The sequence below is a fragment of the Neobacillus sp. K501 genome (assembly GCF_053749995.1).
In genome coordinates, this window is the sequence record NZ_JBSLYA010000008.1 from 107,832 (window position 1) to 134,301 (window position 26,470).

Annotated in this window: 24 protein-coding genes and 1 riboswitch; of the genes, 20 read left to right on the plus strand and 4 right to left on the minus strand. The window is 37.2% G+C overall.

What is annotated here, in order from left to right:
* Position 1 precedes the first annotated feature (1 nt).
* The 4 genes from ACWM35_RS17865 to ACWM35_RS17880 all read left to right on the plus strand — a co-directional run bounded on the left by ACWM35_RS17865 (position 2) and on the right by ACWM35_RS17880 (position 4,444).
* A complete protein-coding gene (locus ACWM35_RS17865; protein WP_454820204.1) occupies positions 2-1,108 on the plus strand; it encodes a sensor histidine kinase in 1,107 nt (368 codons plus the stop codon).
* Between the two features lie 116 nt (positions 1,109-1,224).
* On the plus strand, positions 1,225-2,163 hold the full coding sequence (locus ACWM35_RS17870; RefSeq protein WP_454820205.1) for an ABC transporter ATP-binding protein: 939 nt from the start codon (positions 1,225-1,227) through the stop codon (positions 2,161-2,163).
* A 23-nt stretch (positions 2,164-2,186) separates the two neighbouring features.
* Entirely contained in the window at positions 2,187-3,299 is a 1,113-nt protein-coding gene (locus ACWM35_RS17875; RefSeq protein ID WP_454820206.1) for an ABC transporter permease, read from the plus strand.
* Positions 3,299-4,444 (plus strand): ABC transporter permease, encoded by a 1,146-nt coding sequence (locus ACWM35_RS17880; protein WP_454820207.1) that lies wholly within the window; start codon positions 3,299-3,301, stop codon positions 4,442-4,444. Before ACWM35_RS17875 ends, ACWM35_RS17880 begins: the two co-directional genes overlap by 1 nt.
* A 23-nt stretch (positions 4,445-4,467) precedes the next feature.
* On the opposite strand, the gene ACWM35_RS17885 is transcribed toward ACWM35_RS17880, so the two are convergent.
* Complete coding sequence (locus ACWM35_RS17885; protein ID WP_454820208.1) at positions 4,468-5,730, minus strand: MDR family MFS transporter; 1,263 nt, start codon at positions 5,728-5,730, stop codon at positions 4,468-4,470.
* Between the two features lie 99 nt (positions 5,731-5,829).
* Between ACWM35_RS17885 and ACWM35_RS17890 the strand changes: the two genes are divergently transcribed.
* The 14 genes from ACWM35_RS17890 (at position 5,830) to ACWM35_RS17955 (ending at position 22,977) form a co-directional block, all read left to right on the plus strand.
* The gene (locus ACWM35_RS17890) at positions 5,830-7,491 is read left to right on the plus strand and encodes an ABC transporter substrate-binding protein (RefSeq protein ID WP_454820209.1); all 1,662 of its coding nucleotides are present in this window, start codon (positions 5,830-5,832) and stop codon (positions 7,489-7,491) included.
* 205 nt (positions 7,492-7,696) lie between these two features.
* Positions 7,697-8,671 carry an NAD(P)H-dependent flavin oxidoreductase gene (locus ACWM35_RS17895; RefSeq protein ID WP_454820210.1) on the plus strand — a complete coding sequence of 325 codons (975 nt, stop codon included), beginning with the start codon at positions 7,697-7,699 and terminating at the stop codon, positions 8,669-8,671.
* Positions 8,672-8,914: 243 nt separating this feature from the next.
* A complete protein-coding gene (locus ACWM35_RS17900; protein WP_454820211.1) occupies positions 8,915-9,610 on the plus strand; it encodes a response regulator transcription factor in 696 nt (231 codons plus the stop codon).
* Positions 9,585-11,705: a histidine kinase dimerization/phospho-acceptor domain-containing protein gene (locus ACWM35_RS17905; RefSeq protein WP_454820212.1), complete on the plus strand. Its 2,121-nt coding sequence runs from the start codon at positions 9,585-9,587 to the stop codon at positions 11,703-11,705. Before ACWM35_RS17900 ends, ACWM35_RS17905 begins: the two co-directional genes overlap by 26 nt.
* Positions 11,706-11,888: 183 nt before the next feature.
* Positions 11,889-12,659: an NUDIX domain-containing protein gene (locus ACWM35_RS17910; RefSeq protein WP_454820213.1), complete on the plus strand. Its 771-nt coding sequence runs from the start codon at positions 11,889-11,891 to the stop codon at positions 12,657-12,659.
* 29 nt (positions 12,660-12,688) lie between these two features.
* Complete coding sequence (pnuC, locus tag ACWM35_RS17915) at positions 12,689-13,372, plus strand: nicotinamide riboside transporter PnuC (RefSeq protein WP_454820214.1); 684 nt, start codon at positions 12,689-12,691, stop codon at positions 13,370-13,372.
* 12 nt (positions 13,373-13,384) lie between these two features.
* On the plus strand, positions 13,385-14,413 hold the full coding sequence (gene nadR, locus ACWM35_RS17920; protein ID WP_454820215.1) for a multifunctional transcriptional regulator/nicotinamide-nucleotide adenylyltransferase/ribosylnicotinamide kinase NadR: 1,029 nt from the start codon (positions 13,385-13,387) through the stop codon (positions 14,411-14,413).
* A 105-nt stretch (positions 14,414-14,518) separates the two neighbouring features.
* A riboswitch (cobalamin riboswitch) is annotated at positions 14,519-14,696 on the plus strand.
* 152 nt (positions 14,697-14,848) lie between these two features.
* Positions 14,849-17,140, plus strand: coding sequence for a ribonucleoside-diphosphate reductase subunit alpha (locus ACWM35_RS17925; RefSeq protein WP_454820216.1), 2,292 nt, complete (start codon positions 14,849-14,851; stop codon positions 17,138-17,140).
* 9 nt (positions 17,141-17,149) lie between these two features.
* On the plus strand, positions 17,150-18,208 hold the full coding sequence (locus ACWM35_RS17930; RefSeq protein ID WP_454820217.1) for a ribonucleotide-diphosphate reductase subunit beta: 1,059 nt from the start codon (positions 17,150-17,152) through the stop codon (positions 18,206-18,208).
* A gap of 1 nt (position 18,209) precedes the next feature.
* Positions 18,210-18,662 carry a flavodoxin domain-containing protein gene (locus ACWM35_RS17935; protein WP_454820218.1) on the plus strand — a complete coding sequence of 151 codons (453 nt, stop codon included), beginning with the start codon at positions 18,210-18,212 and terminating at the stop codon, positions 18,660-18,662.
* Positions 18,663-18,843: 181 nt separating this feature from the next.
* Positions 18,844-20,373, plus strand: coding sequence for a spore germination protein (locus ACWM35_RS17940; protein ID WP_454820219.1), 1,530 nt, complete (start codon positions 18,844-18,846; stop codon positions 20,371-20,373).
* On the plus strand, positions 20,370-21,470 hold the full coding sequence (locus tag ACWM35_RS17945) for a GerAB/ArcD/ProY family transporter (RefSeq protein WP_454820220.1): 1,101 nt from the start codon (positions 20,370-20,372) through the stop codon (positions 21,468-21,470). Before ACWM35_RS17940 ends, ACWM35_RS17945 begins: the two co-directional genes overlap by 4 nt.
* Complete coding sequence (locus ACWM35_RS17950) at positions 21,467-22,576, plus strand: Ger(x)C family spore germination protein (RefSeq protein WP_454820221.1); 1,110 nt, start codon at positions 21,467-21,469, stop codon at positions 22,574-22,576. The genes ACWM35_RS17945 and ACWM35_RS17950 overlap by 4 nt, the downstream gene beginning before the upstream one ends.
* A gap of 221 nt (positions 22,577-22,797) precedes the next feature.
* Entirely contained in the window at positions 22,798-22,977 is a 180-nt protein-coding gene (locus ACWM35_RS17955) for a hypothetical protein (protein WP_454820222.1), read from the plus strand.
* 103 nt (positions 22,978-23,080) lie between these two features.
* Here the strand turns inward: ACWM35_RS17955 and ACWM35_RS17960 are convergent, their stop codons facing one another.
* The gene (locus ACWM35_RS17960) at positions 23,081-23,998 is read right to left on the minus strand and encodes an LCP family protein (protein WP_454820223.1); all 918 of its coding nucleotides are present in this window, start codon (positions 23,996-23,998) and stop codon (positions 23,081-23,083) included.
* Positions 23,999-24,192: 194 nt separating this feature from the next.
* Between ACWM35_RS17960 and ACWM35_RS17965 the strand changes: the two genes are divergently transcribed.
* Together ACWM35_RS17965 and ACWM35_RS17970 are read left to right on the plus strand one after the other, a co-directional pair.
* The gene (locus tag ACWM35_RS17965; protein WP_454820224.1) at positions 24,193-24,660 is read left to right on the plus strand and encodes a hypothetical protein; all 468 of its coding nucleotides are present in this window, start codon (positions 24,193-24,195) and stop codon (positions 24,658-24,660) included.
* A gap of 82 nt (positions 24,661-24,742) precedes the next feature.
* Positions 24,743-25,045 carry an MTH1187 family thiamine-binding protein gene (locus tag ACWM35_RS17970; RefSeq protein WP_454820225.1) on the plus strand — a complete coding sequence of 101 codons (303 nt, stop codon included), beginning with the start codon at positions 24,743-24,745 and terminating at the stop codon, positions 25,043-25,045.
* Between the two features lie 66 nt (positions 25,046-25,111).
* On the opposite strand, the gene ACWM35_RS17975 is transcribed toward ACWM35_RS17970, so the two are convergent.
* Both ACWM35_RS17975 and ACWM35_RS17980 read right to left on the minus strand, forming a co-directional pair.
* Complete coding sequence (locus ACWM35_RS17975; RefSeq protein WP_454820226.1) at positions 25,112-25,537, minus strand: winged helix-turn-helix transcriptional regulator; 426 nt, start codon at positions 25,535-25,537, stop codon at positions 25,112-25,114.
* Positions 25,538-25,578: 41 nt separating this feature from the next.
* Positions 25,579-26,457, minus strand: a complete 879-nt coding sequence (locus ACWM35_RS17980) for a LysR family transcriptional regulator (RefSeq protein WP_454820227.1) — start codon at positions 26,455-26,457, stop codon at positions 25,579-25,581.
* Positions 26,458-26,470 lie beyond the last annotated feature (13 nt).

Here is a 26,470-nt window from a genome sequence, read left to right on the forward strand (position 1 = left end):
CATGGATGTTTGGCTAATATTAATGAAATTTGCATTATTAAGCTATATAGCTATCAATAGTGTACGTGAAGATATCAGTCACTTTTCTTGGTCAGTTTTGGCAATCCTTATTTATTTTTGTATTACTATTACTTCCTATATATTAAAAAGGAATACCTTTATCGTGATCTTGCTTCTGTTATCCATAGCGATTTCTACACTTGGTTATTTATATTTGTATCCCTTGTTTGCGTTACTTATTCCGATATCAATCAATGAAATAGCAGGGAAATTTATCCCTAATAAATTGGCGATTTTGCTTCTAGCATTCATCCCGATTTTGTATTTGGATTCGGCAATTCAATCTCTCTATGGCTTAATTGCATTTTTTAGTTTTATGATTTTTTCGATTACAAGAATGGCAAGCGAGAAACTGGCAAGGACGGAACGGCAAAGCGATGAAATGCGAAAATCTCTTCAAAAATTAACGAAAACCTTAAATGAAAATACAGAATACATAAGGCAGTTGGAATACACCTATAAATTAGAGGAAAGAAATCGAATCTCACAGGAAATTCATGATAAAATAGGGCATTCCTTGACAGGTGCCTTGTTTCAAATGGAAGCAGCGAAACGATTGATGGAATACGATAAGGAAAAAGCCGTTGAATTACTGCAAAATTCGATCAATATTTCTAAGGAAGGTATTGAAAGTATTCGAATGACATTGAAAAATATGAAACCACCAACAGAACAAGTAGGGATCCACCAATTAAAGCTGCTCATTGATCAGTTTAACGTAAAACAACAGATCAAAGCGGCTCTTACATCTGAAGGAAATTTAGAAATCATTTCTGCGATACAATGGAAAATTATTCATGAAAATATGACGGAAGCATTAACAAATACCATGAAGTATTCACATGCCACTCACGTTTCAATCGATATAAAGATTTTAAACAAAATGATCCGAGTTGAAATTAAAGATAATGGGGTAGGTACGGATAAAATTAAGAAGGGACTGGGAATTATCGGAATGGAAGAACGGACGGCATCTTTAAATGGGAAAATCATCGTCGACAGTACTCATGGTTTTTCCGTTACGATGCTCCTGCCCATTCAGGCATGAGATTCTCATGCTCACAATATGAATATTTTCATGTGAAAAGAATGAACGATTGCACTACATGCGTTCATTCTTTTTCTTTATACTTTAACCATAAAGATGATTAAGGGGTGAAAAGAATGAACGTATTAGAAATTAACAACCTAACGAAGAAATTTGCCGATTTTATCGCAGTTGATAATATGTCTTTAGCCGTTGCCGAGGGTGAAATTTTTGGATTTCTTGGTGCTAATGGAGCAGGGAAAAGTACGACCATTAATATGATTGCGGGGCTCCTTCGCAGTAATGATGGAATCATAAATATATTAGGGAAAGATAGTGCGAAACACAGTCGTTTTGCCAAAATGAATCTCGGCATGGTTCCACAAGATTTGGCTATTTATGAAGATATGACTGCTTATGAAAATGTTAAATTCTTTGCAGGACTATATGGTTTACGCGGAACTGAATTAACAGACAGAGTGGAGGAAGCACTAAGATTTGTTGGTCTTCAAGATAAACAAAAAAGTTATCCGAAAAGTTTTTCCGGTGGTATGAAGAGACGTTTAAATATTGCTTGTGCGATTGCTCATCGACCTAAACTCATCATCATGGACGAACCAACGGTGGGAATTGACCCACAGTCCCGTAATTACATTCTAAATTCGGTTCGGAAGCTTAATGAGATGGGGTGTACGATAATCTATACTAGCCACTACATGGAAGAAGTAGAGGAAATCTGTTCACGCATTGCCATTATTGATCATGGGAAAATCATTGCCGAAGGAACAAAAGAGCAACTTAAATCGATTATAACCAATACAAGGGATATTTGGATAGAAGTAAAATCAACGCAAAATGTAGATGTAGAGTCAATTAAAGAAATTAACGGCGTTGAAGCCGTTTCGATTGATGAAAATATGGTAAAAATCAACTCAGATTCCGGAGTTAATAACTTAAACAAAATTATTGAGCACTTCATGAACAGCCAAATCGAAATCCGTTCCTTACAAGATAAAGCACCTAATCTCGAGACTGTATTTTTAACATTAACAGGAAGGAAACTCCGTGATCAGTAAGAACGGGAAAGGAGGGTTTTCATTTGAATATCATTAATATTGCTTGGAAGGGGATCAAGACGGACTTCCGCGATGTTCGTACCCTGATTTTTATGCTAGTATTCCCCATTTTATTAATGCTCGTTCTTGGCACAGCCTTGTCAAATGCCTTTACGACTAGTCTACCAGTGGATGATATCGATGTGTTATATAAAGATACAACAGAGAGTGGAAACTTTCAGCTTTTTATAGAAGAGGTCGAAAAATCAGGGATTCATTTTAAAGAAGCGACAGACCGGATCGATGGTGAAAAAGAAGTAGAGAAAAGGAAATATGATGGGTATGTGGAAGTGACGAATGAAGGAGTCCAGTTGTACCTCAATAATGGATCTAGTATTGAAGGGAATATTCTTCAAGGAATGCTTTCCTCTTATGTGGGTCAGTCCAATATTGCTTCTGAAATTATTAAGGTAGCGCCAGAAAAGTTAGAAAGTGCTTTAACACGTGAGCAGCCAGATGATTTTATCAAAGAAACTTCACTTCTGCCTGATAAACAGCCAAGTTCGATGGATTATTATGTGATTGTCATTACCACGATGATTGTCCTTTATGGGGCGATGGGATCAAGTTCTCTAATTACGAGTGAACGTGTGAGAAAGACCGGGGATCGCCTTATCGCTTCTCCGGTAAGGAAAAGTGAAATCTTTATTGGAAAACTGCTGGGAAGCCTTGTGGTGAATAGTATTTGTGTTATCCTCGTTATCATATTTAGTAAGCTATTTTTTAAAGCACATTGGGGTGACAATCTCGGGTTGGTTTTCCTTGTTTTACTGACAGAGATAATCTTTGCAGTAAGCTTAGGAATAGGCCTAAGCTTCATGACCAAAACAAGTGCCGCACCGTCCGTCATTATTATGTTATTTAGTCAGTTAGCATCGTTTTTTGGCGGCGCCTACTTTAAGATTGAAAATCCAGAAGGAATCTTTAAGTTTCTTACCGAGCTCTCTCCATTAACCTGGATGAATACAGCAATTACGAAAATCATTTACATGAATGAATTCGCTGCAGCCACCCCTGCGATAACCATTAATCTTGCCGGATCATTATTATTTTTACTCGTGGCCGTTGTCTCGTTGCAAAAAAGGGAGGGGCTATAATGAAGGATATTCTTTGGTTAATACAAAAAACCATAAAAGGGACATTTCGAAAAAAGAATAACATCATCATGTTTCTTTGTATGCCGTTAGTCGGAATTTTTATTGCTTTGCTGGCGCACGGTGGGGGACAACAACTTAGTCTTAAAGTTGGAATTGTCAATCAAGACCAAAGTATCATCACAACGGATACCATCCAGTTTTTAAAAGGGTTAGAGAATGTGGAGATTACCATGATTCATGCTCGTGATGTTCAAAGTAATATTACATCCGGCAAACTGGACAGTGTCTTAACCTTTGAAAAAGGATATACAGAAAGTGTAATGGAGGGGAAACCAGGCCATATTCAAATTACCTCCATTAAAGGAGCAGCGATTACCGGATATGTGAAATCTTATTTAAATCAGTATGTTAAAAATATTTCGACGATAGGCTTTACCGCAGGTGAAAATCAACAAATCTTTGAGCAGATGTATAAAGATTACCAACAAACAGATTACAAGCTGTCTACTCATATGTTAGAAGATTCCTCCAAAAACAAGAATATGACCACGCAAACGATTGGCTTCCTGATAATGATCATGCTGTTATCAGCGTGCAATATGTCAGAAATTATTCTGTTGGAAAAAGAAAACCGAACCTATTTTCGTTTGCTATCAACGCCAATTAATGCGAGAAAATATTTGATATCAAATGTGATCGTGAACATGATTGTCATGACGATTCAGGTATTAATCACATTAACCATAATGAAAAATATTTTCCATATTGGTATGAACATGTCCTTTTGGTCAGCATTCTTTGTTATGTTTTTATTCTCGCTTGTTGCTGTCGGAGTATCGTTAGTGATTGTCTCTTTTTCAAATAGCCGCAGTTCAGGCGGGGCAATGCAAAATTTAATCATCATCCCAACGGTTATGCTCTCCGGCTGCTTTTGGCCAGTCGAGGTAATGCCACAATCCTTACAAAAATTGGCCCAATTCCTCCCTCAGCGCTGGGCATTGGGCACCTTAACGAAGCTCCAAGAGGGAACGGCATTTAGTGGATTATATTTAAACTTCATGATTCTATTTGCCTTTGCCGCCGTATTCTTCTTAATTGCGGTTTATCGATTTAGTAGAAATAATACGACACAGAATTTTGTGTAAGGATAAAAACAGCTCTGTTCAACTTAATGAACGGAGCTGTTTTCTTTATAAAGTCTATCGTTGTTTTTGGTGGAATGAAAGAAAAATAATCCACTATATAGGAGCAGAGTCCCTACCATCAAAATGCATCCAATATAAACACTCATCATACTCGGTGCTAAAAATGCACCAAGTAAAATGGTAGATCGTGCAATTAAATCTGCTCCGCTTAGGCTAAGACTAGAAAACGCTGAATAAGAACCACGTTTATCCTCTGGCATCATATTTGCCTTTTCAGCATTGGCAATAGGGGAGTAGACCAGTTCACCAATGGTAGCGATTAAATTGAATAGAACTAAAACATACCATACATTTGCTGATGTCAAGACTGTATACCCGACTCCATATAGGAGAAGTCCCAACAACAGCATTTTATTCTTATTGAATCGGTCAGTAAATTTCGAAATGAAAAAGGTGAGCAACACAACAAGCAGCATATTTTGGATGTTTAAGATACTAAGCATCCTCACACCAGCAATTTCAAAATCGCCGATAAACACAGAAGGAAATTCTTCAGACAGTCGGACTCCAATATAACTATTTAGCGAAAACTCCGCTGCGTAAATGCACATCCCACCAACGACTGCCATCACAAATGGCTTGTCATGAATGGCGATTCTATAGTTTGCAACTAAATCCATAAATACGTTCTGGTGTTTTTTCACTAGTTGTATCACGTTTGAATCCTGCAACCAAATTGTATAAATAATCGGTAAGCTAACAGATACGATCGTTAGAACCAAGAATAATGCTAGTTGATGATGTAGATAAAATATTCCGCCTAAGGCTGCACCTATTGCCATGGATAAATTATTTAACCAATAATCGAGCGAATAAACGGCTTTACGGTTTTCAGCTGTAGTGGAATCGATAATAATCGCCTGCATAGCAGGACGTCCAAGGCTACTACCGGCCATAAAAATACTATAACTAAGGGCAAACAATGTAATCCATTTCTGTTCAGGTAACAGGCAAACGGTCATCAATCCAAACATGAGTGAACTACAGGCTGAAGTAGCCATCAGCACTGATTTTCTCCGAAAGCGATCGGAAAGGTAGCCGCCTAGTAAAGTACTAATAAATGAAATAATGACATTGATTACTAAAAATAGCCCCGCCCAGACGGCGCCTTTATGCTCGGCGAAAAAAAGAGCCATAAACGGCATTACTGCACTAGAAGTTGTTTTATTTAAGAACATCGTAATAAGGCGCACTCTTAAGTTTTGTGGATAGTTTTTCCACTTCATATTGTCTTCACCTTCCTCTATTTGTATAGTAAAGGAGACTAATAGAATTAAAAATGCCCTTTTTTATAGAAAAATGTCCACTTTTAGAGGAGATAAAGAATGGATCAATATTTATTAAGGTTATGGAGTTTAGTGGAAAATGGGAATGTGAAAGTAGAAGATATTGCTGCAAAATTATTCCTAGGTAAAAAACAAACGCGAAGAAAACTTCATAAATGGCAGGAGGAAGGATGGATTGTTTTTCAGTCTGGTCGTGGCAGAGGAAAGGTATCCACAATGGAATGGACAAGGAATGTGGAACAGGAATATGAACAGCTTTTTCTACAAAAACTTGAAGCAGGCGCGATTGAAGAAGTAAGCAAATTGTTGTTGCACGAATGGTCCGAAGAAACAAAGCAGCGGTTAATGACCGCTTTTCAAACGAATTTCGGTTTCCACAAAGAAGATCAAGACCGTTTGATTATTCCAAGATTCGATTCCTTTTTAACCTTTCACCCGCTTCAAGCTGCCGATACCCATAGCGCGAATCTGATTGCAAATCTTTATAATCGCGTTGTCTCGTTAAACGCAGATAACACGATTACCCCTGAGCTTGCTCATACATGGGAGTACAATGAAACTTCCTTGCTTTTGTATTTACGGAAAGATGTTGCATTTCACGACGGCTCGATCATGAAAGCAGAAGATGTTGTAGAATCCTTTTGGCGAATGAAGAATGATAAACATTACTCAAGACTATGGCAACCGATCATAACGATTACGAGTCCTACAGCACTTGTTGTGAAATTGGAGTTTCCAGAAGGTTGTACGTATGTTCTCCCACTTTTAAGTCTGTTAACAGCAAGTATTTTTAAGGAAGTGAATGGCAGCATTCTAGGCACAGGGGGATTTTACCTTTCTGAAAATTCTTCTGTAAAAACGGTTCTAACAGCATTTAAACAGTATTTTGGCCATCGTCCCTTGCTCGATAGAGTAGAGTTTATCCAGGTCCCTCGGGAATTTGAAGTTGTTTATTATGGAGCTCATGAATCAGAAAAGGTGGATACCTTTAAAGTAGAAAGTGATTCTGGCTTTGGGATTGTCGTAATGAATCCGTTTCGAAACTCAGATATTAAACGGAAAGAAGTACGTGATTACATCCATATGGTCATCGCCAACCATCGTCATGAACTCTCAATGGTCAATTCACGGATTATAGGCAACCATGAGGGGTTCCTAATCGGGATGTCAAAAAGGTATTCGAAGCCTGAAATTTCAAAACCGAGGTTGAACAAGCCATTAAAAATGCAATATGTGGATTATACACGTGATACTTCTTTCTGGTTGAAAGAAAAGCTAGAAATGGCTGGAGTGGCTGTGGAGCTGGAGAAAATCTCCTTCCGGGAAGCAATTTATGATGCCAATATCCGTTCAAACGCGGACCTGTTCATTCATGGTGAAATCTTTGAACTGAATCAAACGTTTTATTTTTATTTCTTTTTAATAAATAGCTTTTCACCACTTCAACTCTTAATAAAGGGAGATGAACAACTAAATCAACAAATAAGAGCATATCATTCAATTCCCTTTGAGGATTGGAATGCACACCATCTGAAGATTGAACAGTATTTGAAGACTGAATCTTTATGTGTACCTTTATATTACGTAAAACGGCGGATCCCATTTTCAATCAATTTGATGAATGTCGAAATCAAACATTTTGGATACGTCGACTTAACTAAGCTTTGGACGAAACCAAGCATACAGGGAAGAGAAACCTAAATAAAGTTTAATAGTAAAGGATGATTATCTGGTAGTCTCTTGATTTATCTTATTCTTCTAAAGTTTCTGAAATAGATTGACTGAGGTCTCTAATATATGGTAATTTCATTTTAAGTAAATAGAATGAACGGCACCAATTGTTTGGACACTATAATTTTATGAAACTCATTATTTAAGATACTATGAATGGAGGAAAAGATTACATATGAGAAATATTCCGTCTGTCCTTAAGGATTTGAGGATTCCTGTCATCGGTTCACCACTTTTTATCATTAGTAATCCAAAGCTAGTAATCGAACAATGTAAGGCAGGAATCGTTGGTTCAATGCCCTCACTGAATGCTAGACCTGTTGCGCAGCTCGATGAATGGCTTGCGGAAATTACAGAAGAGCTTGCAGCCTACAACGCTTTAAATCCAGATCGTCCAGCTGCTCCGTTTGCAATTAACCAAATTGTTCATAGGACTAATGATCGACTAGAACAGGATATGGAATTATGTGTAAAATACAAAGTTCCGATTATTATAACTTCCCTAGGAGCACGTGAAGAAATCAATGTAGCTGCACACAGTTATGGCGGAGTAGTCTTCCATGATGTTATTAATAATAAGTTCGCTCATAAGGCGATTGAAAAAGGAGCAGATGGTTTGATCGCAGTGGCAGCAGGTGCCGGCGGTCATGCGGGGGCAAAAAGCCCATTTGCTTTGATTCAAGAAATCCGTCAGTGGTTTGATGGACCATTGGCCTTGGCTGGTTCGATTGCAAATGGAAACGCTATCCTTGCTGCCCAAGCAATGGGAGCAGATTTTGCCTATATTGGCTCACCTTTCATTGCGACACACGAAGCAAGGGCTGTGGATGAATATAAGAAAGCCATCGTCGAAAGTAATTCTGATGATATCATATATAGCAATCTATTTACCGGTGTTCATGGGAACTATTTAGCACCGTCGATTCGGGCTGCAGGGTTGGATCCAGATGCCCTTCCTGAAAGTGACCCGTCCAAAATGAATTTTGGTGGAGCAGGGGGAGCAAAGGCTTGGAAGGATATATGGGGAAGCGGTCAAGGAATCGGTGTGATTAATGAGGTTACAAGCGCTGCAGAATACGTCGCAAAGCTGCATCAAGAATACATCTCTGCCAGAGAAACCCTATTGAAGACTAGTCAAGTATTTGCATAAATTACTTTTGGGTAAATGAGTATATATTTAGTACAATAGTGAAAGAGCTTCCTTGATTTGGGAGCTCTTTTTCGTGTGCAATTTATTTTAATAGCAACCCTATTCAACAATTTTTTAAAATAATAAGAAAATCTTAAGAAATCCATCAACTGTTTGTTAAGATTTGATTGATATCATTCCTTTATAAGTGATAATAATGGAGTGATAGAATTGGTTAACGGCTTAAGTTAGGAGTGAAAAAACATGAACATTTTAGTATGTGATGATGATAAAGAAATTGTGGATGCAATCGGAATTTATTTAGAGAATGAAGGTTATCAAATATTGAAGGCATTCAACGGAGTAGAAGCCTTAGATATTATCAGGGATCATGAAATTCATCTAATAATCATGGATATTATGATGCCGCAAATGGATGGATTGAGAGCGACGATGAAAATTAGAGAGGAAAATAATATACCTTTAATTATGCTTTCAGCTAAATCGGAGGATTCAGACAAAATCATTGGCTTGAATTTAGGAGCGGATGACTATATTACGAAGCCGTTCAATCCGTTAGAGATGATCGCAAGAGTTAAATCCCAGTTGCGAAGATATACCTCATTGGGAGGTTTGGGAGGACTTGAAACGAAGAGTCATGTATTACGCTCAGGTGGGCTTGCAATTGATGATGAAACAAAGATGATTACTGTTGATGGGTCAGAAGTTCATCTTACACCCGTTCAATATAAAATTCTAAAGTTGCTGACGGCTAACGCGGGAAGGGTCTTTTCGATTGAGGAAATTTACGAGAAGGTTTGGAATGAGACAGCATTTAGTCCAGAAAATACTGTATCCGTTCACATTAGAAAAATCAGAGAAAAAATTGAAATAAATCCGAAAGATCCGAAATATTTAAAGGTGGTGTGGGGAGTTGGATATAAAGTTGAGAAAATATAGCCATATAATAACAACCAAAATAATCGCTTTTATGGTGGCAGTTACTTGTTTATCGGGTGTCATTCGAACAATGATTACAGTTGAAGTCGAAAATGATGGCTATTTTAGTATTGTGATGGAGAATGATTATTTTTTAAGTAAGGCTTATGTCCGAGAAAATCAAAAGATCTTGGTTAATTTAACGGAACTTGTCAGGGAATATAAGAGTGAAGAACATATCTTAGCTGGCGGAACGATAAGTGATGAAGAGACGAATAATGAAGAAATGAACTTATATTCAGATTATCAAATTAATTCTAAGAGCTATAATCCAAACTTAAGTGATGCGGAAAACTATGAAAAATTTAAAGGAGAGTATGCTGAAAAAATCAATCAGGCTAGGGAGAAATTGATCAAGGAGGATCTACGTCATTTTCATTTTCTAATGCAAGACTTAAAAGAGTACAAAAATCCGTTGTATTACGTTAGTGATGGTGTCAATGTTTATACAAATACAACAAAAACAGAAAAACGGCAATTTAAAACCGAACCCTCTTATTTAATTTTTGAAGATTATCAAAGAGAAATATATCCTGATACGATTAAGGAGAATAAAAGCTTAGACCATATTACGGAGCAAGTAGACGAATTAAACCCTGAAAACTTAGTAATTTATGTGGCTTTTACGGAAGAATTTTTAGACGTTAAAATGAAAGAATGGGAAGAAGATAAAGCACTTGTTGCAAAGAATCTTTATTTCTTAGCAGGATTCTTGATAGGGTTTATCCTCTCATTTGGTTATCTGGCATTCATGACGGGAAGAAAGTCATTCAAGGATCAACAGGTACACCTCCATGGAACAGATAAAATCTACAATGATATCAATATCTTTTTAGTTATAGGATTGATCTCGCTATGGGCTATATGGATGGATAGTATGCCGTTGGAAACAATTGAGGGAATGACCACCGTTTTCACAATCCTGATTTCAGCACCGGTGTTCGTCTTAATTTTCTCTTTGGTTAAACACAGCAAAAACAAAACGTTCCTAACACATACCTTGATTTATGCCATCATTCGCAAGCTTATTACTGCTGTAAGGAAGGTGTATGAGACGGGAAATGTAGGGGTTAAGACAGTATTAATCGTGATTGGTTATCCGCTTTTGGTCGCGGTGACTTTCTTTATTTTCCCAGTAACGATTGGGCTGGCAGCCTGGTTTGCGTACAAAAAGATTAAACACTTTCAATTCATTCAGGATGGCGTGGAGAAGATTAAGGATGGAAATCTTCATCATCAAATAGAAGTAGGAAAGGGAGGAGAGTTTTCTAAACTTTCGAGGAATATTAACAGCATAACAGGTGGTTTGAGAAAAGCAGTTGACAGTGAATTGAAAAGCGAGCGATTAAAGACAGAATTAATTACGAATGTGTCGCACGATATCAGAACACCATTAACTTCGATTATCACCTATGTTGATTTACTGAAAAATGAAGATGTATCACCGAAAGCCGTAGAATATATCGAGATCCTTGACCAAAAATCAAAACGACTAAAACTATTAACGGATGATTTGTTTGAAGCAGCAAAAGCCTCCAGTGGGGATATTGCGGTTCATTTTGAGAAAATTGATATTGTCTCTTTAATCACCCAGGGTCTCGGAGAAGTAAATGATAAGGTAGAGGCGTCAAATCTGGACTTCAAGCTGAATCATCCCAATGATAGAGTGTATATTTCAGCAGATGGAAAATTGTTATGGAGATCGATCGAAAACTTATTATCGAATATCTTTAAATATGCACTTAACGGTTCAAGAGTGTACATCGATATTGAGGATATAGGAAATGAAATCAAGCTTACATTTAAAAACATTTCTGCTTATGAGTTAAATATTTCTGCCGATGAATTAATGGAGCGATTTAAAAGAGGCGATGAATCTAGATCCAGTCAAGGCAGCGGTCTAGGTTTATCGATTGCTAAAAGCCTCATTGAAGTCCAAAAAGGAAAATTTAACATCTATGTAGATGGAGATTTATTTAAGGCGATTATAACTTTCCCTAAGTTGCAGGAGACGCAACCAAAACTCGAAACAAACGAAAATAATGCAACTGAATAACCAGTTTAAAAAGGCGATTCGGACAACCGAATGGCCTTTTTTTATTTAATAAAGAAGAGCTGGACCTCAAATTAATCTTGACCCGCAGAGAAAAAAATTCCTAAAATTTCCTTGACTAACAGCAAACCGTAGATTATATTTTAATTAACGATTAACATATTGTTAATTAAAGGAGTGCGGTTAATGAAAATAAAGAATAAATTCACAACCCCAGATGGTTATACCAGCGATATTGCTGTTTTTACCATCACATCAAAGAGCAATGGGGAATATAAGCCACCACTTAAAACGTTGAAAATAATGCTGATTAAACGAAGTGAAAAGGATCATGAAGGCAATCCGAACATCGAAGCAGGAAAGTGGGCATTACCAGGTGGTTTTGTTCAGCCAAACGAGACGGCTATTCAAGCAGCAGAACGAAAGCTTAAGGAAGAAACTGGTGTTGATGGATTACGGATCAAACATTTTGGTGTTTATGATTCTCGCAATCGAGATATTCGTGGCTGGATCATCTCAAACGCCCATTATGTCATAGTCAATGAAGCAGCTTTAACGAATCGAAAAACAACCTACGATGCCTCGGATATTCAATTATTTTCCATTGAGGAGGCTTTAGGACTTGATTTAGCTTTTGATCATCGCACGATCATCGATGATGCGATTTGGTTTATTAAAAAAGATATGGCGTTGACTACTGTAGCAAAGCATTTTCTTCCTGAAGAATTTGTCCTCTCGGAACTTCAAGGAGTTTTGTTAACGGTTTTGGATGACCCATCAATTTCGACAGATGCAGCATTTTTTAGAAAAGCACCAACACTGCCATTTATAGAAGCGGTATCGGAAAACGATAAGCCAAAGAAATCGAACCGTTATTCCAAAACACCAGCGCAGCTATATCGTTTTACTGATTTTCAGCCTATAGTATCCGTGTATAGAAATAAACTTCAAGGTTAGAAAACATAAGGGGAAAGGGAGAGATCATCATGGGGATATTTAAAAATTGGACTCGATTTGAAATGGGTTGGCTTCTTACCTTTACACTGGTGAATATTTATCTTTTCTTTGCATGGGAAGACTCACTCATTGGTTTAATTTCATCGATTAGTGGAATGCTCTGCGTCGTTCTAGTTGCAAAGGGAAAAATCGCTAACTATTATTTTGGGATCGTCCAAACGTTAACCTATGCATACATTGCCTATGGTTACGGTCTTTACGGTGAAACGATGTTAAATGCACTGTTTTACTTTCCTGTTCAATTTATCGGGATTTACCTGTGGAATAAGAATAAAACAGACAAAGGAGTGAAGGGTGAAGATGTCAAAGTTAATCGCCTTTCAAAAACAGGCTGGGTTTATTCCGTGGCTTCTGTCCTTGTTTTGACGATTGGTTATGGGTTCTTCTTGAAATACTTAGGCGGCAACAATGTTTGGACAGATTCGGCGACTAATGTTCTTTCCATCGCAGCTCAAATATTAATGTTAAAACGATTTACCGAACAATGGATTTTATGGATTTCCGTCAACGTCCTTTCAATTTGCCTTTGGTTGAGTGCTCTTCTTGCCCAAGGTGGGAATGATTTCTCGATGTTAGTGATGTGGACAGCGTTCTTAGTTAACAGCATCTACGGTTATATCAACTGGCGAAAATTGTATCAAGAACAAATGTAGGAGGTGGAGACAATGACGGTAGGTTTTATTGGCGGAAAGTTTCTGCCGCTGCATCTTGGCCATGTATATGCGATTGTTCATGCTTCATCGATTGTGGATGAACTGTATGTTGTTTTATCCCATAGTGATAAACGTGACAAGGAATTGTGTAATCATACCAAAATGAGGTTTATTCCAGCTCAAATTCGACTGCGCTGGTTATCGCAACTAACAAAGGATATGCCTAATGTAAAAGTGATATCGGTGGAAGATGAGCAAGGAAAGGAGGATTACGATTGGTTTGAAGGTGCTCAATTAATCAAAAAAGAAATTGGAAAACAGATAGACTACGTATTTAGTTCTGAACCAGAATATGGGGAGATTTTTGAGCAACTTTATCCTGAATCAAAGCATGTTGTAATTGATCCGAATCGCTCTCATGTGAACATCTCTGCTACAAAAATCCGCCATGAGGGAGTGTATAGCAATTGGGAGTACATTCCTGATGTGGTTAGGCCCTATTTTATAAAGAAGATTGTCGTAGTGGGAACCGAAAGCTGTGGAAAATCAACCCTTACTAAAAATCTTGCAAAAATATACAATACAACCTATGTTGCAGAATACGGCAGAACAGTTTGCGAAGAATTAGGCGGCTGTGATGGAATTATTGTCAAGGAGGACTATCACAAAATCGCTTATGGTCACAAAATGGAAGAATGGAAGGCGATTGAAAAGGCCCAAAAAGTCGTTTTTATTGATACGGAGGCTATTGTGACACAATTTTACTCGAAGCTATACAATGATGCTCATCAAACAGTATTGGATGAAATAGCTAAGTTACAAGATTACGATCTTTGGCTCTACCTTGAACCAGATGTAAAATGGGTGAACGATGGATTAAGAGTTCACGGTGAGGAGACGGTCCGGGACCAGAACAGTCATGATTTAAAAAGATTATTGAATCAACATAATATTGTCTATAAAATCTTGAACGGGGATTACTGTAATCGACTTACAGCCGCTATCGGGTATATTGATGAAATCCTGATGGAAAATTGTTAGTAAGTTGTCCCCTCGAAAAAAGATGCTTGTCAAAGTAAATATTGTATATTATAGTTGGAGCATACAATATTTAGTGGTGGTTAAAAAAATGCACACTAAATATAGATAATAACCAATAATAATGGTGTCTGAAAAGACTTAATAGGGAATCTGGTGTGAATCCAGAACTGTACCCGCAACTGTAAATGCTGACGAAATAAGCAGATCCACTGTCTTTGGATGGGAAGGGCTTAGAGTAGGGGAAAGCATGAGTCAGGAGACCTGCCATTTTTATACGTGTTATCTTCTTCGGGAGTTGGGAAGGTAAACGAGGGTACTCTTAATGATGCAGTGAATGATACTGTTTTACTAGATTAATCCACGTTTACTAAACCCATCTTTCGTTGATGGGTTTTTTGTGTTCCAGAAGATCATAGAAAGAAATGAGGAATAAGAATGGTAGAAAAAGTATCTAGTAGAACCTCACAAAAGAATTCGGTTCTTGAAATTATCAAAAGTGCTTCTGAAAAGTATCAATTGAATACAGTGGGAATGGTTGAACAAGTATCTGGACTAGACGAATCAGAACAATACGAATCATCGCTGGTGTATGCATTAAATCAAATTTCCATGGATGACCCAAATTGGACTTTCCTTGCCGCAAATGTATATTTGCATAAACTATATCAACAAGCAGCAGATAATAGGGGCTTCTACCATGACAGCAAGTACGGGGATTTTTACTCGCTGATTACCTATTTAACAAGTCTAGGAATTTATTCGGATCAGCTTTTACTAACTTATACAAAAGAAGAAATTGACATATTAGCTAGAGAAATAAATCCTGAAAGGGATGAGTTATTTCATTACATAGGAATATTTTTATTAGCGGATCGCTATCTAGCGAAGGATTACGAGGGAAAAGTCTACGAGCTTCCACAGGAGCGGTTTATGATCATCGCAATGTCTTTAATGATGAACGAGCCAAAGGAGAAACGTTTAAATTTTGTAAAAGAAGCCTACTGGGCATTGAGTAACCTCTATATGACGGTTGCGACCCCGACATTAGCGAATGCCGGAAAAAGCTTTGGTCAGCTCTCTTCTTGTTTTATCGATACGGTTGACGATTCTTTAGATGGTATTTACTTAAACAACTGGGACACGGCTAGATTGAGTAAAGATGGCGGGGGAGTTGGGATTTATCTAGGAAAAGTCCGTGCCTTAGGTTCCGATATCAAGAAATTTAAAGGAAACTCCTCTGGTGTTGTTCCTTGGATCAGGCTAATTAACGGTACAGCGGTAAGTGTGGATCAGCTTGGGCAACGACAGGGTGCTATTGCTGTTTATCTAGATGTTTTTCATAAGGACATTATGAATGGATTTCTAGACCTAAAAACGAACAACGGTGATGAAAGACGAAAGGCACATGATATTTTTACTGGAGTTTCAATCCCTGATTTGTTTATGGAAAAATTACAAGAAGTTGACGAAACCGGAAGAAGCATCGGAGAATGGCATACCTTTTGTCCCCATCAAGTCAAACAAATCATGGGCTGGAAGGATGCAAACGGTACACTCCTGGGTTTAGAAGATTTTTATGATGAAGCGGATGAAAAACACTTTACAGAAAAGTATCAAGCAGCCGTCAGCCATCCGCTTCTGCCTCGAAAAACGTATCGGGCGATGGATATTATGGCGAGAATCATGATTTCTCAATTAGAAACGGGTACGCCATATATATTCTATCGAGATGAAGTTAATCGGCAAAATCCAAACAAACATATCAATGGAAGCGGCCGAACATCGATTTTTTGCAGCAATTTGTGTACTGAGATTACGCAAAACATGTCGGCAACTACGATTGTTAAAGAATATACAGATGAAGAAGGAAATTTGGTCATCGTTCGGAAGCCAGGTGATTTTGTTGTTTGTAATCTTTCTTCTATTAATCTGCCAAAAGCCGTCAAAGATCAGGTTTTAGCCAAGTTGATTCCAATCCAGATGAGGATGTTGGATAACGTCATTGATTTGAATACTATCATGGTTGGACAAGCGGAAGTGACAAATAAAAAATATCGGGCCGTTGGTTTAGGAACCTTTGGCTGGCATCATTTACTTGCGTTAGAGGGGATTCACTGGGAATCTGAGTCGGCTGTAGAATATGCTGATCAACTGTATGAAGAGATTGCTTATTATACGATTCGTTCCTCGATGGAATTGGCAAAGGAAAAAGGGTGTTATAGTCAGTTTAAAGGGTCAGAATGGCAGACAGGCAAATATTTTGAGCAAAGAAATTATCATACTTCGCGCTGGAATCAATTGAAAAAAGAGATCTCTCTATATGGAGTGCGAAATGGCTGGATGATGGCGATTGCACCCAACTCTTCAACGGCCAAAATTGGTGGTTCTACGGATGGAATTGATCCTTTGTATGCAGTTGAATATGCAGAAGAGAAGAAAAATTTTAAATTTAAGGTCACCGCCCCGGATTTGAATCATAATACGTACAATTATTATCGTCGTACCCGCAACGTGTTGGATCAAACTTGGAGTATCCGACAAAATGCAGCACGCCAGCGTCACATAGATCAATCAATCAGTTTTAACCTCTATGTTCGTCATGATATTAAAGCAAAAGACTTGCTACAACTCCATATGGAAGCGTGGAGACAAGGTTTAAAAACAACCTACTATATCCGAAGTACTTCCCAAACGGAAATAGAAGAATGCGAATCATGCCATAGCTAAAAAAAATAGATGAGGTGGACTCAGGTGAACCATGCACCATTATCAAAAATTAAACTGTTAAACCCGGAACTCCCAAATAAATCTACTGGAATTATTAATGGAAAGTCTTCAGGCATTTTGAACTGGAATGATATCGCCTATCCAAAGATGTATGATTTGTATCAAACATTATTAGCAAACTTTTGGAAAGCACAAGAAATTAATATGCAGGATGATATTAAACAATGGGAACAGCTTAGTATTACCGAAAAGGATGTATTCCTGCGAATAAATACCCAGCTTGCATCTCTAGATAGTCTTCAGACACCGACGATGTTTCAAGTGATGGATTATGTGACAGACTCTAGCTTTAAAGCCATCTTTGCGGTTATTTCACAGCAAGAAGCCGTTCATAATGAATCGTATTCATATATCCTTAGCTCACTAGTTCCTATTGATGAACAAAATCATCGATTTGATCAGGCAAAAACGGATCAGATTGTTAGGAAACGGAATAATCTTATATTAGAAGCTTACGAGAATTTCAGAGAAGCTCCAACTGCACAATCATTATTTCAATTGGCAGTGAACTCGATTAATCTGGAAGGAATCTATTTTTACGCAGGTTTTGCATTTTTCTATCATCTGGCCCACCAGCAAAAAATGCTGAAAACGAGTACGATGATCAGTTATATTCAACGAGATGAGATGCAGCATGCCTACTTTATTGCCCAATTTATTCGGATTCTTTTAACAGAAAACCCCACTTTGAATAGCGATGAGAATATCGCGTATATTTACAAAACGATCGGGGAGGCTGTCGAATTGGAAAAAGAATGGGCAGACTATATTTTATCTGATATTAAGGGGATCGATTTAGTCGAGTTTAGTGACTATGTCGAGTATTTGGCCAATAAACGATTAAGGCAACTTGGGCTGAAAAATCTTTATGAAGAAAGATCCAACCCGATGCCTTGGATTCAAGTTTTTAGCGATGAAATGATGAATGAAACAAAGTCTGATTTCTTTGAACAAAAATCAAGAACCTATACGAAAGTCTCTCATTCTAATGGATTTGATGAATTGTAAAATGAACGTTGCAATTATTTATACCTCAATAACTGGAAACACAGAGGCAGTGGCGGAAGAACTCTTTCGAATCTTTCAAACAAAATCCGTGGAAGTATCGATGGATAGAATAGAAGAGTTTCAGTTTTCAAAATTAAGTCAATACGATGCGATTGTGATTGGCACTTACACATGGGGAAATGGTGAAATCCCAAAGGAAATGTATAAGTTGTATCAAGCCATTGAAATACTTGAAAAAAAAGAGCTGATTACAGCTGTATTTGGAACGGGTGATAGTTTCTATCCCCAGTATTGTGGAGCCGTTGATCAGTTTCGAGACATGCTATATGTTCATACGAGGTTAGCTGCAACATTGAAAGTGGAGCTAACTCCACAAAACAAAGATGTTTATCGTTGTCAAATGTTTGTGGAATCGATGATAAAGTGTTCGATCATGACTGAAGAATGTTATTGATTACAAAGGACGAAATCATTATGAAAGATTAATAATTTTTTGAGTTAATTTCGAAATAAAAGAGTAACTCCTGACGGTAATCGTTAGGAGTTTTTTCACTTTCATCTGGAAGTAGCATGGTACATACAAATACCGAATTATGGAGAAAGTATAGAAAAACTTGTCTATTGGAGTAAAAATAATGAAACTCATTTCCTTTATATTCAAAAGGTTGATGAATAGGAATCTAAAACAGGACCCTTTACATCAGGATGCTAAATTATTTAAAGAAGTATTGCATTCTTTAGATGAAAATATTTCTTATTTTAAACAAACTTTTTCTAGTTCAGATGATTTAATAATAAAGGAAATATATATAAGAAATAGACGGGGAACGGTTATTTTCTTAGATACGATGGCAGATAAAGATAAGATTCAAAATAATATTTTAAAACCGGTTATGGAAGCGGATGGAGTCAGTTTCGAAAATGTCCTTCAATCTACTTTTCAAAAATCAGATAATTTAATCAAAGCTGAAAAAGCACTATTAAATGGATCATGTATCTTGATTTTTGATGGTCTTCCAGAATTCTACATGTTGGATGTAGCTATTTCTAAAGACCGTACAGTCACGGAACCCAGTAATGAACAAGTGATTCAGGGATCTCATGAGGGTTTTATCGAAAACCTTATGACCAATCTCCATTTAATTCGGAAAACAATAAAAACGACGGACCTGACGATGGAGCATTTTTCAGTAGGTGACTATATTGAATCCCAAATAACCATGGTTTATTTAAATGACCTTGCAAATCAAGAATTATTAACGGAATTTAAACGGCGGATTCATCATATTTCCATGGACCATATCCCCAGCATGGGGATTCTGCAGGAATTGATAGAGGATTCCACCTGGTCACCTTTTCCACAGATATTAACAACAGAGCGAGTTGACCGTGTGGTAGGTCATCTGAACGAGGGGAGAGTGGCAGTTTTTATCGAGGGGAATCCATCATGTTTAATTATACCTGTCACTTTCTTTGCTTTCTTCCATTCACCAGATGATTATAATTCACGCTGGATGATCGGAACGTTTATCCGTTTCTTGCGACTTATGAGCATTGCCATAGCTGTGAACTTACCTGCTCTTTATATTGCAATCATTGGATTTCATTTTGAAGTTTTGCCAGATGATTTAGTTCTTCCCGTTGTAAGTTCAATTCGAAATATTCCATTTCCCCCGTTAGTGGAAGCACTTATTATGGAATTAACCATTGAATTGATTCGTGAAGCAGGGGTTCGTCTTCCATCAAGAATTGGCCAAACCATTGGTATTGTTGGAGGGCTTGTGATTGGTGATGCGGTTGTCAGTGCAGGTCTCATTTCGAATACCATGATTGTCGTTGTGGCGATTACAGCCATTGCTGCCTACAGTATCCCTACAACAGAAATGAGTGATGCGGTTCGATTTTTACGTTTTCCCCTTATGCTTCTTGCTTCAACATTTGGATTTGTTGGGATTATCTTTGGAACAATGCTTATTTTAGCTCATTTATGCAGATTAGAATCATTTGGAACACCTTACTTTGAACCTTGGGCACCCTTTCGATTAAAAGATATAAAGGATACATTCATTCGATTACCAGTATCGAAATTTAATACCCGCCCGCTCGATTCAAAACCATTACTCATGAAAAAGCAATCTTTGGCAAGGGGGTGGAAGCGGAATTGAAACCCAAAACGAATAATGTCTCGAATAAACAGCTTGTTTTTTTTATTATCCAGGCGCAAATAGGGGTAGGGATTTTATCTTTACCACATGATGTGGCTTTAATAGCCAAGCAGGATAGCTGGATATCCACTCTAATAGCAGGAGTCTTCTCACAAGTGATTATTTTTATCTTATGGGGCCTTTGCCGAAGATTCCCTACATTAACTCTGTACCAAATACTATCGGAATTACTAGGAAAAGTTCTTGGAAAGGTCATCATCTTCAGCTATGCACTGTATTTTATGGTAACTGGTAGTTTAGTTTTAGCAAGATATAGTGACATCTTAGACAAATGGATATTACCGCGTACCCCTAATTGGATTACCATGGTTTTAATCCTGATCATTTGCATTTACATCGTCTATGAAGGCTTAACGAGCATAGCAAGATTTTATGTTTTGGTTTCTCCGATTCTAATTTTATTAATAGTGTTGATTTCGTATACGATGAAGGATGCTAACTTCCTATATATTTTTCCAATAGGGGAAAATGGCTTTCAAACTATATTGAAAGGTTCTAAAGAAGCATCCTTCTCGATGTTAGGTTTTGAAGTCTATCTCTTTATCCATCCTTTTGTACAATCATCTGAAAAAGGGAAGTTGAAAGCCATTACAACCTCAAATATTTTTGTAACACTCTTCTATACCTTTTTGGTTTTTGCGAGCGTTGTCTATTTTGAAACCAGTGCGGATATCGCACTGACTCCAGAGCCAATATTGTATATGATTAAAGCCTATTCGTTTCAGGTTCTTGAAAGAACGGATTTGTTTTTCTTATCACTCTGGCTCATGATTGTAGCCACTTCAATTGGGAACTGGCTATTATTATCATCAATGGGATTGGCGAGCCTTTTTAGGAAAAAACACTATGCAGGCTTTTTACCATTGGTAGCAGGTTTCTATTTAGTTTTGGCGCTTCTCCCAGACCAAGGAAGAGATTTTGAAAATTTCAACCACTTACTTGGGCCAACCCACTATATTTTTATTGTAATAATACTTGTAATTCTTTTCATTCTTTCGTTGGTTTTGAAGAGAAAAGAAGTGGTGTATAAGGCATGAACGTCAAACAAATTATTTTGGTTCTTCTATGTTTTATACTTGGGGGATGCTGGGACCAGCACCTGATGAAAAATGCGGTATTGGTACAGGCTCTAAGTTTTGATTTGACTCCAAAAAATGAAATTTTATTAGGGGTTTCTATCCCAATTATCATGGAGTCCTCCGGAGGACCGCAAGTGGCGGTAAAAAGTGAAACATTTTCTGCTAGTGGTCATACACCGAGGGATAGCCGACTGAAAATCGATAGAGAAATATCTGGAATGTTAGATTCTTCTAAAAATAAGTTGGTGCTGTTCGGTGAACGGATGGCAAGTGCCGGTATATATCAATCATTAGATGTCATTTGGAGAGATCCGAGAAATTCACTTGGGGCAACGCTAGGGGTTGTAGAAGGTGAAGCAGTAAATATTCTTAAGATTAAACCAAAACACGAAACTAATGTGAGCGAATATATACAAGATGCGCTAACCAGTGCAGAAGAAAACTCAATCATTCCCACCCAAACCATCCAGACACTTGCTTCAGAAATGCTAGATCCGGGAGAAGATATTGTCCTTCCATATCTGACACTTAATGATCATAAAAGCGCAGTCGTAATCGGATTAGCTCTGATGAATGAAAAAAAATACGCAGGAAGTTTAACACCACAAGAATCAACGCTCCTTCTCTTAATGAATGAAAAAAAAGGAAAATATGCACGTTTTACAAAAAAAGTCAATCATGATAACGAGAACATATTAAATCGGTATATATCATTTAATGTTCAGAATTCAGAGAGAACATTAATAGTTCAAGTAAAAGATGGTGAAGTTTATGTTCAGCTAAATTTAGACTTAAACATCAATGTAGACGAATTCCCAAAGGGGGATGTTCCAAAGGAAATCGAAAAACTAAACAAGGTTTTATCAAAGGAGCTCACAGAAGATTCGAATAAGGTGCTAAAAAAATTACAGCAGGCGAATTGTGATGCTTTAGGAATTGGAAGAAGACTGATTGCGTTTCACCCCGAAACATGGAAAATGCAAGAAAAGAGAGATTATTTTCAAAAGATAAAATTTAATACGGCGGTCAAAGTTAAGGTTATCAAACACGGAATTGTCATGTAGTACAGAATGGAATCAACTACGAGCTCCAAAAAAGCTCGTGGTTGGTTAGTTATAATAATAAACACAATATTTTAGTGAATTTGCATAGATTCCCAAAGAGGGATAGCTAACGAATCTTAGTAGGGTGGAATATTTCGATTGAAAATAAAATATTTATATAAAAGAATAATAGAAAGAAGCAACTAGTATTCCCCTACAAGCTTTTATAAAGGGCTGATTCGTTGAACCGAAATAAAAATGTACAGGTTGTCGTTTTCTTACTCTTTGTCTTACTTATCATTCTGATTGTGAATGTGATTCTCCATGTGAAAATTTACATCGTCTACAGTACAGGTGTCGGTCCTATTTTCTTAATCGGACTCATCATTTTTTTGATCGTTCTACTTTATTTCAAAGGATAAGCAAAATTAATCTAGGAAATGCAGGGGATAACAGAAAAATAGGTTCACTTTCCAAAAAATTTTTTTGGGAAGTGAACCTATTTCGTTATAACACCATTATTGGTTATTTTTCTAAAAAGGTATGAAGAAGCTCTTCATTCGTTTGAAAGTCAACATCTAAAACGGCTCCGTGCTCTTCATCATTTATATTTTGAAAGCTGCCATCTTCAGGTATTCGGAGTGTTTCGATTTCACTTTCCTTTGTTAATAGGTCGGTTCCGATCGACAATAGAGTTGGACTATCGATATTAGTATCTATATATGTATGTAAAAGATCTAGAAGTTCAGGAAGTTTGACCACACTTTGCAGTCCTAATGCTTCGTCTTTTAATTTTGTCATCACTTCTTGCTGTCGTTGAACCCTACCAAAATCACTCAATCGATCATGGCGAAATCGGACATAGCCTAATAATTCTTTCCCATGGAGCTGTTGTTTTCCTTGTTCTATCGTCATGCCAATCCCGTGAGACATTTCTTGGGCTACATCAATTTCAAGCCCATTGGGGACGAGGAGATCGACCGCTTTTTCAAAGCCTTCAAAATCTATAATCGCATAATAATGAAGATCCAGGCCGAAATGATTTTTAATTGTTTCTCTCAGTAATTCAGGTCCTCCATATGTATAGGCGGCATTTAGTTTTTGTTGGCCATGCCCAGGGACAGCTACCAGCATATCCCGCATCAGAGAAATCATTTTTATTTTATGAGTTTTTGGGTTGTAATGCGCAACCATGATTGTATCCGTTCGTGCTTGTTCTTCACCGCGGGAATCACTACCCAATAAAAGAACATTTACCGGGCTATCTAACTGTTTTTCATTTCCTTGAAATGTACGTTTTCCTTCTGCTTTTTTAAGTGGCTGCTTGAGCGTTTTTATCGATCCTTCGATGTACTGAATAGATGTATATAAGCCTACGGTAAAAATACTCATGAATAGCAAAGCTCCAAAAATTCTTCCCCATCTTACTTTTTTCCTGTTCAAACTTTCACCACCTAGGTAATCTTATTAAACCTTGAAGTAGTGATTATCCCATAACTTGTTTTCACCCTTTTATAAATATGGTTACATTTGTCTAAAATTTAGATTACAGATTAATAAAACTTGGTTTGGGAGGATTTTTTTAGCATTTTTGGATAAGTTAAATAGATGAAGAAGTCGTGGAGGTGTTCTCTCTTATGGCAACAAGAAGGCATAAAGTATTTAATCTATTGGTCATTTTAATTCCATGGTTATCGTTGTTATTCTTAGGTAGACGAAATATAAAGCGATATTCATTAGCTGGTGTTTTTATCGTTGCTTTTGAGATCCTTAATCATATGTACGGTCATAAGCGGAAATGGTGGAAGTTTTACGATAAACGAAAATCATTTTTTAAGGACGAGCTTCCTTTTAGTGTAGGTCCTTATATGCCACTTTCGATGTGGATACTTAAATTCTCTTATGGAAATTTTAAACTGTTTACTCTCCTTAATGTGATTGCGGATGGACTCTTTGCTTTTTTGTTCATTGATATACTTGAAAAATTTAAAATCGTTGGGCTAAATCGGTTAAATCATTTTCAATTTTTTATCTATTTACACTACAAAGCTTATTTATTATATGGAGTCCAGTATTTGTATGAAAAAATAAGAAGGATGGCTTGAAACCCATTCACGTCAAAGTGTTTTGATCCCTTTTATTTTCATGATATTCTAATATAGCAGGAAGAAAGCAGGAGGGATTAGTATGGCGATTATTGATATTACGGTTATTCCGGTGGGGACAGGTACACCAAGTGTTAGCGATTATGTAGCAGAAATACATAAAGTTCTTCAGAAATATGATGGTATGGTGAAGTATCAGTTAACTCCAATGAGTACATTAATCGAAGGGGATTTAAAATTATTATTGGAGATTGTCCAAGAAGTTCATGAAGTTCCGTTTCAGAAGGGATTACAAAGAGTGTGTACCAATATCCGAATTGATGACCGTCGTGATAAGGACAATACAATGGAACGAAAATTACAGGCTGTTCAGGCAAAAATGTAACATAATAATATTATGTAAACAAACAGAAAGACTTCACTCTAAACAGAGTTAAGTCTTTCTTTGTTGCTAGTTTGATTTTAGTTTTGGTTTTTTTGTATAACTCTCACATTGAGGGCAAAAGTAAGCGATTTGTACTTCATGCCCACAGTCTGGGTCGATTACAAGATTGTATTTTTCCTCGAAATGATTATTTCCCCAAATGGCCAAAGCAAAAAGTACATCTTTCAGTTTCCAGCCAGCCTTGGTAAGTTCATATTCGTAGCGGGGAGGATGGTCACTATAACGTTTCGAAACGATGATTCCTTCTGCTTCTAATATTTGTAAGCGATCGGATAGTATATTGGGTGCAATTCCAACTAACGAAGTCTTTAACTCATTAAATTTCGTAATTCCTTGCATGATATCCCTGACGATTAACAATGTCCAACGGTCACCTATGATGTCAAGGGTCTTGGCGATATTACACGGTAATTGATACTGCTTTTTCTTCATGCGCTAACCTCACCATTTTTTGATTATTTTATACTAAGTAGTTATTTGATATCAACTTTATCAGGTAACAGCATTTCGATAAACCTCTTATGTGCTTTCGACAACCATTTGTTTTTATGATAGGAGATTTGCGCATAGAACGTCGGCTTTTCCGTACCTGATTGAATAATTTTCATTTTTTTCTCTTGTAGAAGTGTTTCCACACTAAGATGGGGTATTAAGCTAATTCCTAGACCGCTTATTACACACTGTTTAATGGCTTCCATACTTGTAAATTCTAAGTGATTATAGGTACTAATTCCATTTCGAATCAGATATGCTTCAAAAAATTGCCTTAAGGCACAAGTTTTTGGACTAAAAATGATACATTCCCCGTTGACTTCCTCAACTGTCTGAATCGAATGGTTTCTCTCCCCAATAAAGACTAATGGTTCTTCTGACCACACTTCGGTGATTAAATTTGGATCGTTTACCTTCGGTTCCAAAGTTATCGCAATATCAATTTCTCCTGAATGGAGTCTTTCGCGAAGTGGTAGACAATCATCGTTAATGAGTGAAAAAGTAACCTCAGGATACTTCTTTTTATATTCCGAAAGAACGGTTCCCAGTTTGTAAACAGTGATGGATTCGGCTGCACCGATACGGATTTCACCTCTCAGCGTCGAATCATTGGAGGAAATATGTTGGATTTTTGAATAGACTCCGAGTAATTCGACAGTATATTGATAGAGTTCCTGGCCTGCCATCGTTAAGTGGATTTGCTTTCCTAACCGGTCAAATAAGGGAAGACCAATGGTATCTTCCAACTGTTGTATATGAGAAGTGATTGAAGCTTGTGAGTATTGTAGGGACTGGGCAGCTTTGGTAAAGCTATTCAAGTCAGCGACCGTTTTAAAGGTTTGTAATTGACGGATTTCCATTTCTGATACCTCC

Bases quoted from the DNA above. Each gene is read 5' to 3' on its own strand.
- pnuC (WP_454820214.1), top strand. From the start codon at position 12,689: ATGGGGATATTTAAAAATTGGACTCGATTTGAAATGGGTTGGCTTCTT.
- nadR (WP_454820215.1), top strand. From the start codon at position 13,385: ATGACGGTAGGTTTTATTGGCGGAAAGTTTCTGCCGCTGCATCTTGGC.
- ACWM35_RS17935 (WP_454820218.1), top strand. From the start codon at position 18,210: ATGAACGTTGCAATTATTTATACCTCAATAACTGGAAACACAGAGGCA.
- ACWM35_RS17965 (WP_454820224.1), top strand. From the start codon at position 24,193: ATGGCAACAAGAAGGCATAAAGTATTTAATCTATTGGTCATTTTAATT.
- ACWM35_RS17970 (WP_454820225.1), top strand. From the start codon at position 24,743: ATGGCGATTATTGATATTACGGTTATTCCGGTGGGGACAGGTACACCA.
- ACWM35_RS17865 (WP_454820204.1), top strand. From the start codon at position 2: ATGGATGTTTGGCTAATATTAATGAAATTTGCATTATTAAGCTATATA.
- ACWM35_RS17980 (WP_454820227.1), bottom strand. From the start codon at position 26,457: ATGGAAATCCGTCAATTACAAACCTTTAAAACGGTCGCTGACTTGAAT.
- ACWM35_RS17910 (WP_454820213.1), top strand. From the start codon at position 11,889: ATGAAAATAAAGAATAAATTCACAACCCCAGATGGTTATACCAGCGAT.
- ACWM35_RS17880 (WP_454820207.1), top strand. From the start codon at position 3,299: ATGAAGGATATTCTTTGGTTAATACAAAAAACCATAAAAGGGACATTT.
- ACWM35_RS17895 (WP_454820210.1), top strand. From the start codon at position 7,697: ATGAGAAATATTCCGTCTGTCCTTAAGGATTTGAGGATTCCTGTCATC.
- ACWM35_RS17930 (WP_454820217.1), top strand. From the start codon at position 17,150: ATGAGGTGGACTCAGGTGAACCATGCACCATTATCAAAAATTAAACTG.
- ACWM35_RS17900 (WP_454820211.1), top strand. From the start codon at position 8,915: ATGAACATTTTAGTATGTGATGATGATAAAGAAATTGTGGATGCAATC.
- ACWM35_RS17870 (WP_454820205.1), top strand. From the start codon at position 1,225: ATGAACGTATTAGAAATTAACAACCTAACGAAGAAATTTGCCGATTTT.
- ACWM35_RS17940 (WP_454820219.1), top strand. From the start codon at position 18,844: ATGAAACTCATTTCCTTTATATTCAAAAGGTTGATGAATAGGAATCTA.
- ACWM35_RS17975 (WP_454820226.1), bottom strand. From the start codon at position 25,537: ATGAAGAAAAAGCAGTATCAATTACCGTGTAATATCGCCAAGACCCTT.
- ACWM35_RS17950 (WP_454820221.1), top strand. From the start codon at position 21,467: ATGAACGTCAAACAAATTATTTTGGTTCTTCTATGTTTTATACTTGGG.
- ACWM35_RS17890 (WP_454820209.1), top strand. From the start codon at position 5,830: ATGGATCAATATTTATTAAGGTTATGGAGTTTAGTGGAAAATGGGAAT.
- ACWM35_RS17885 (WP_454820208.1), bottom strand. From the start codon at position 5,730: ATGAAGTGGAAAAACTATCCACAAAACTTAAGAGTGCGCCTTATTACG.
- ACWM35_RS17925 (WP_454820216.1), top strand. From the start codon at position 14,849: ATGGTAGAAAAAGTATCTAGTAGAACCTCACAAAAGAATTCGGTTCTT.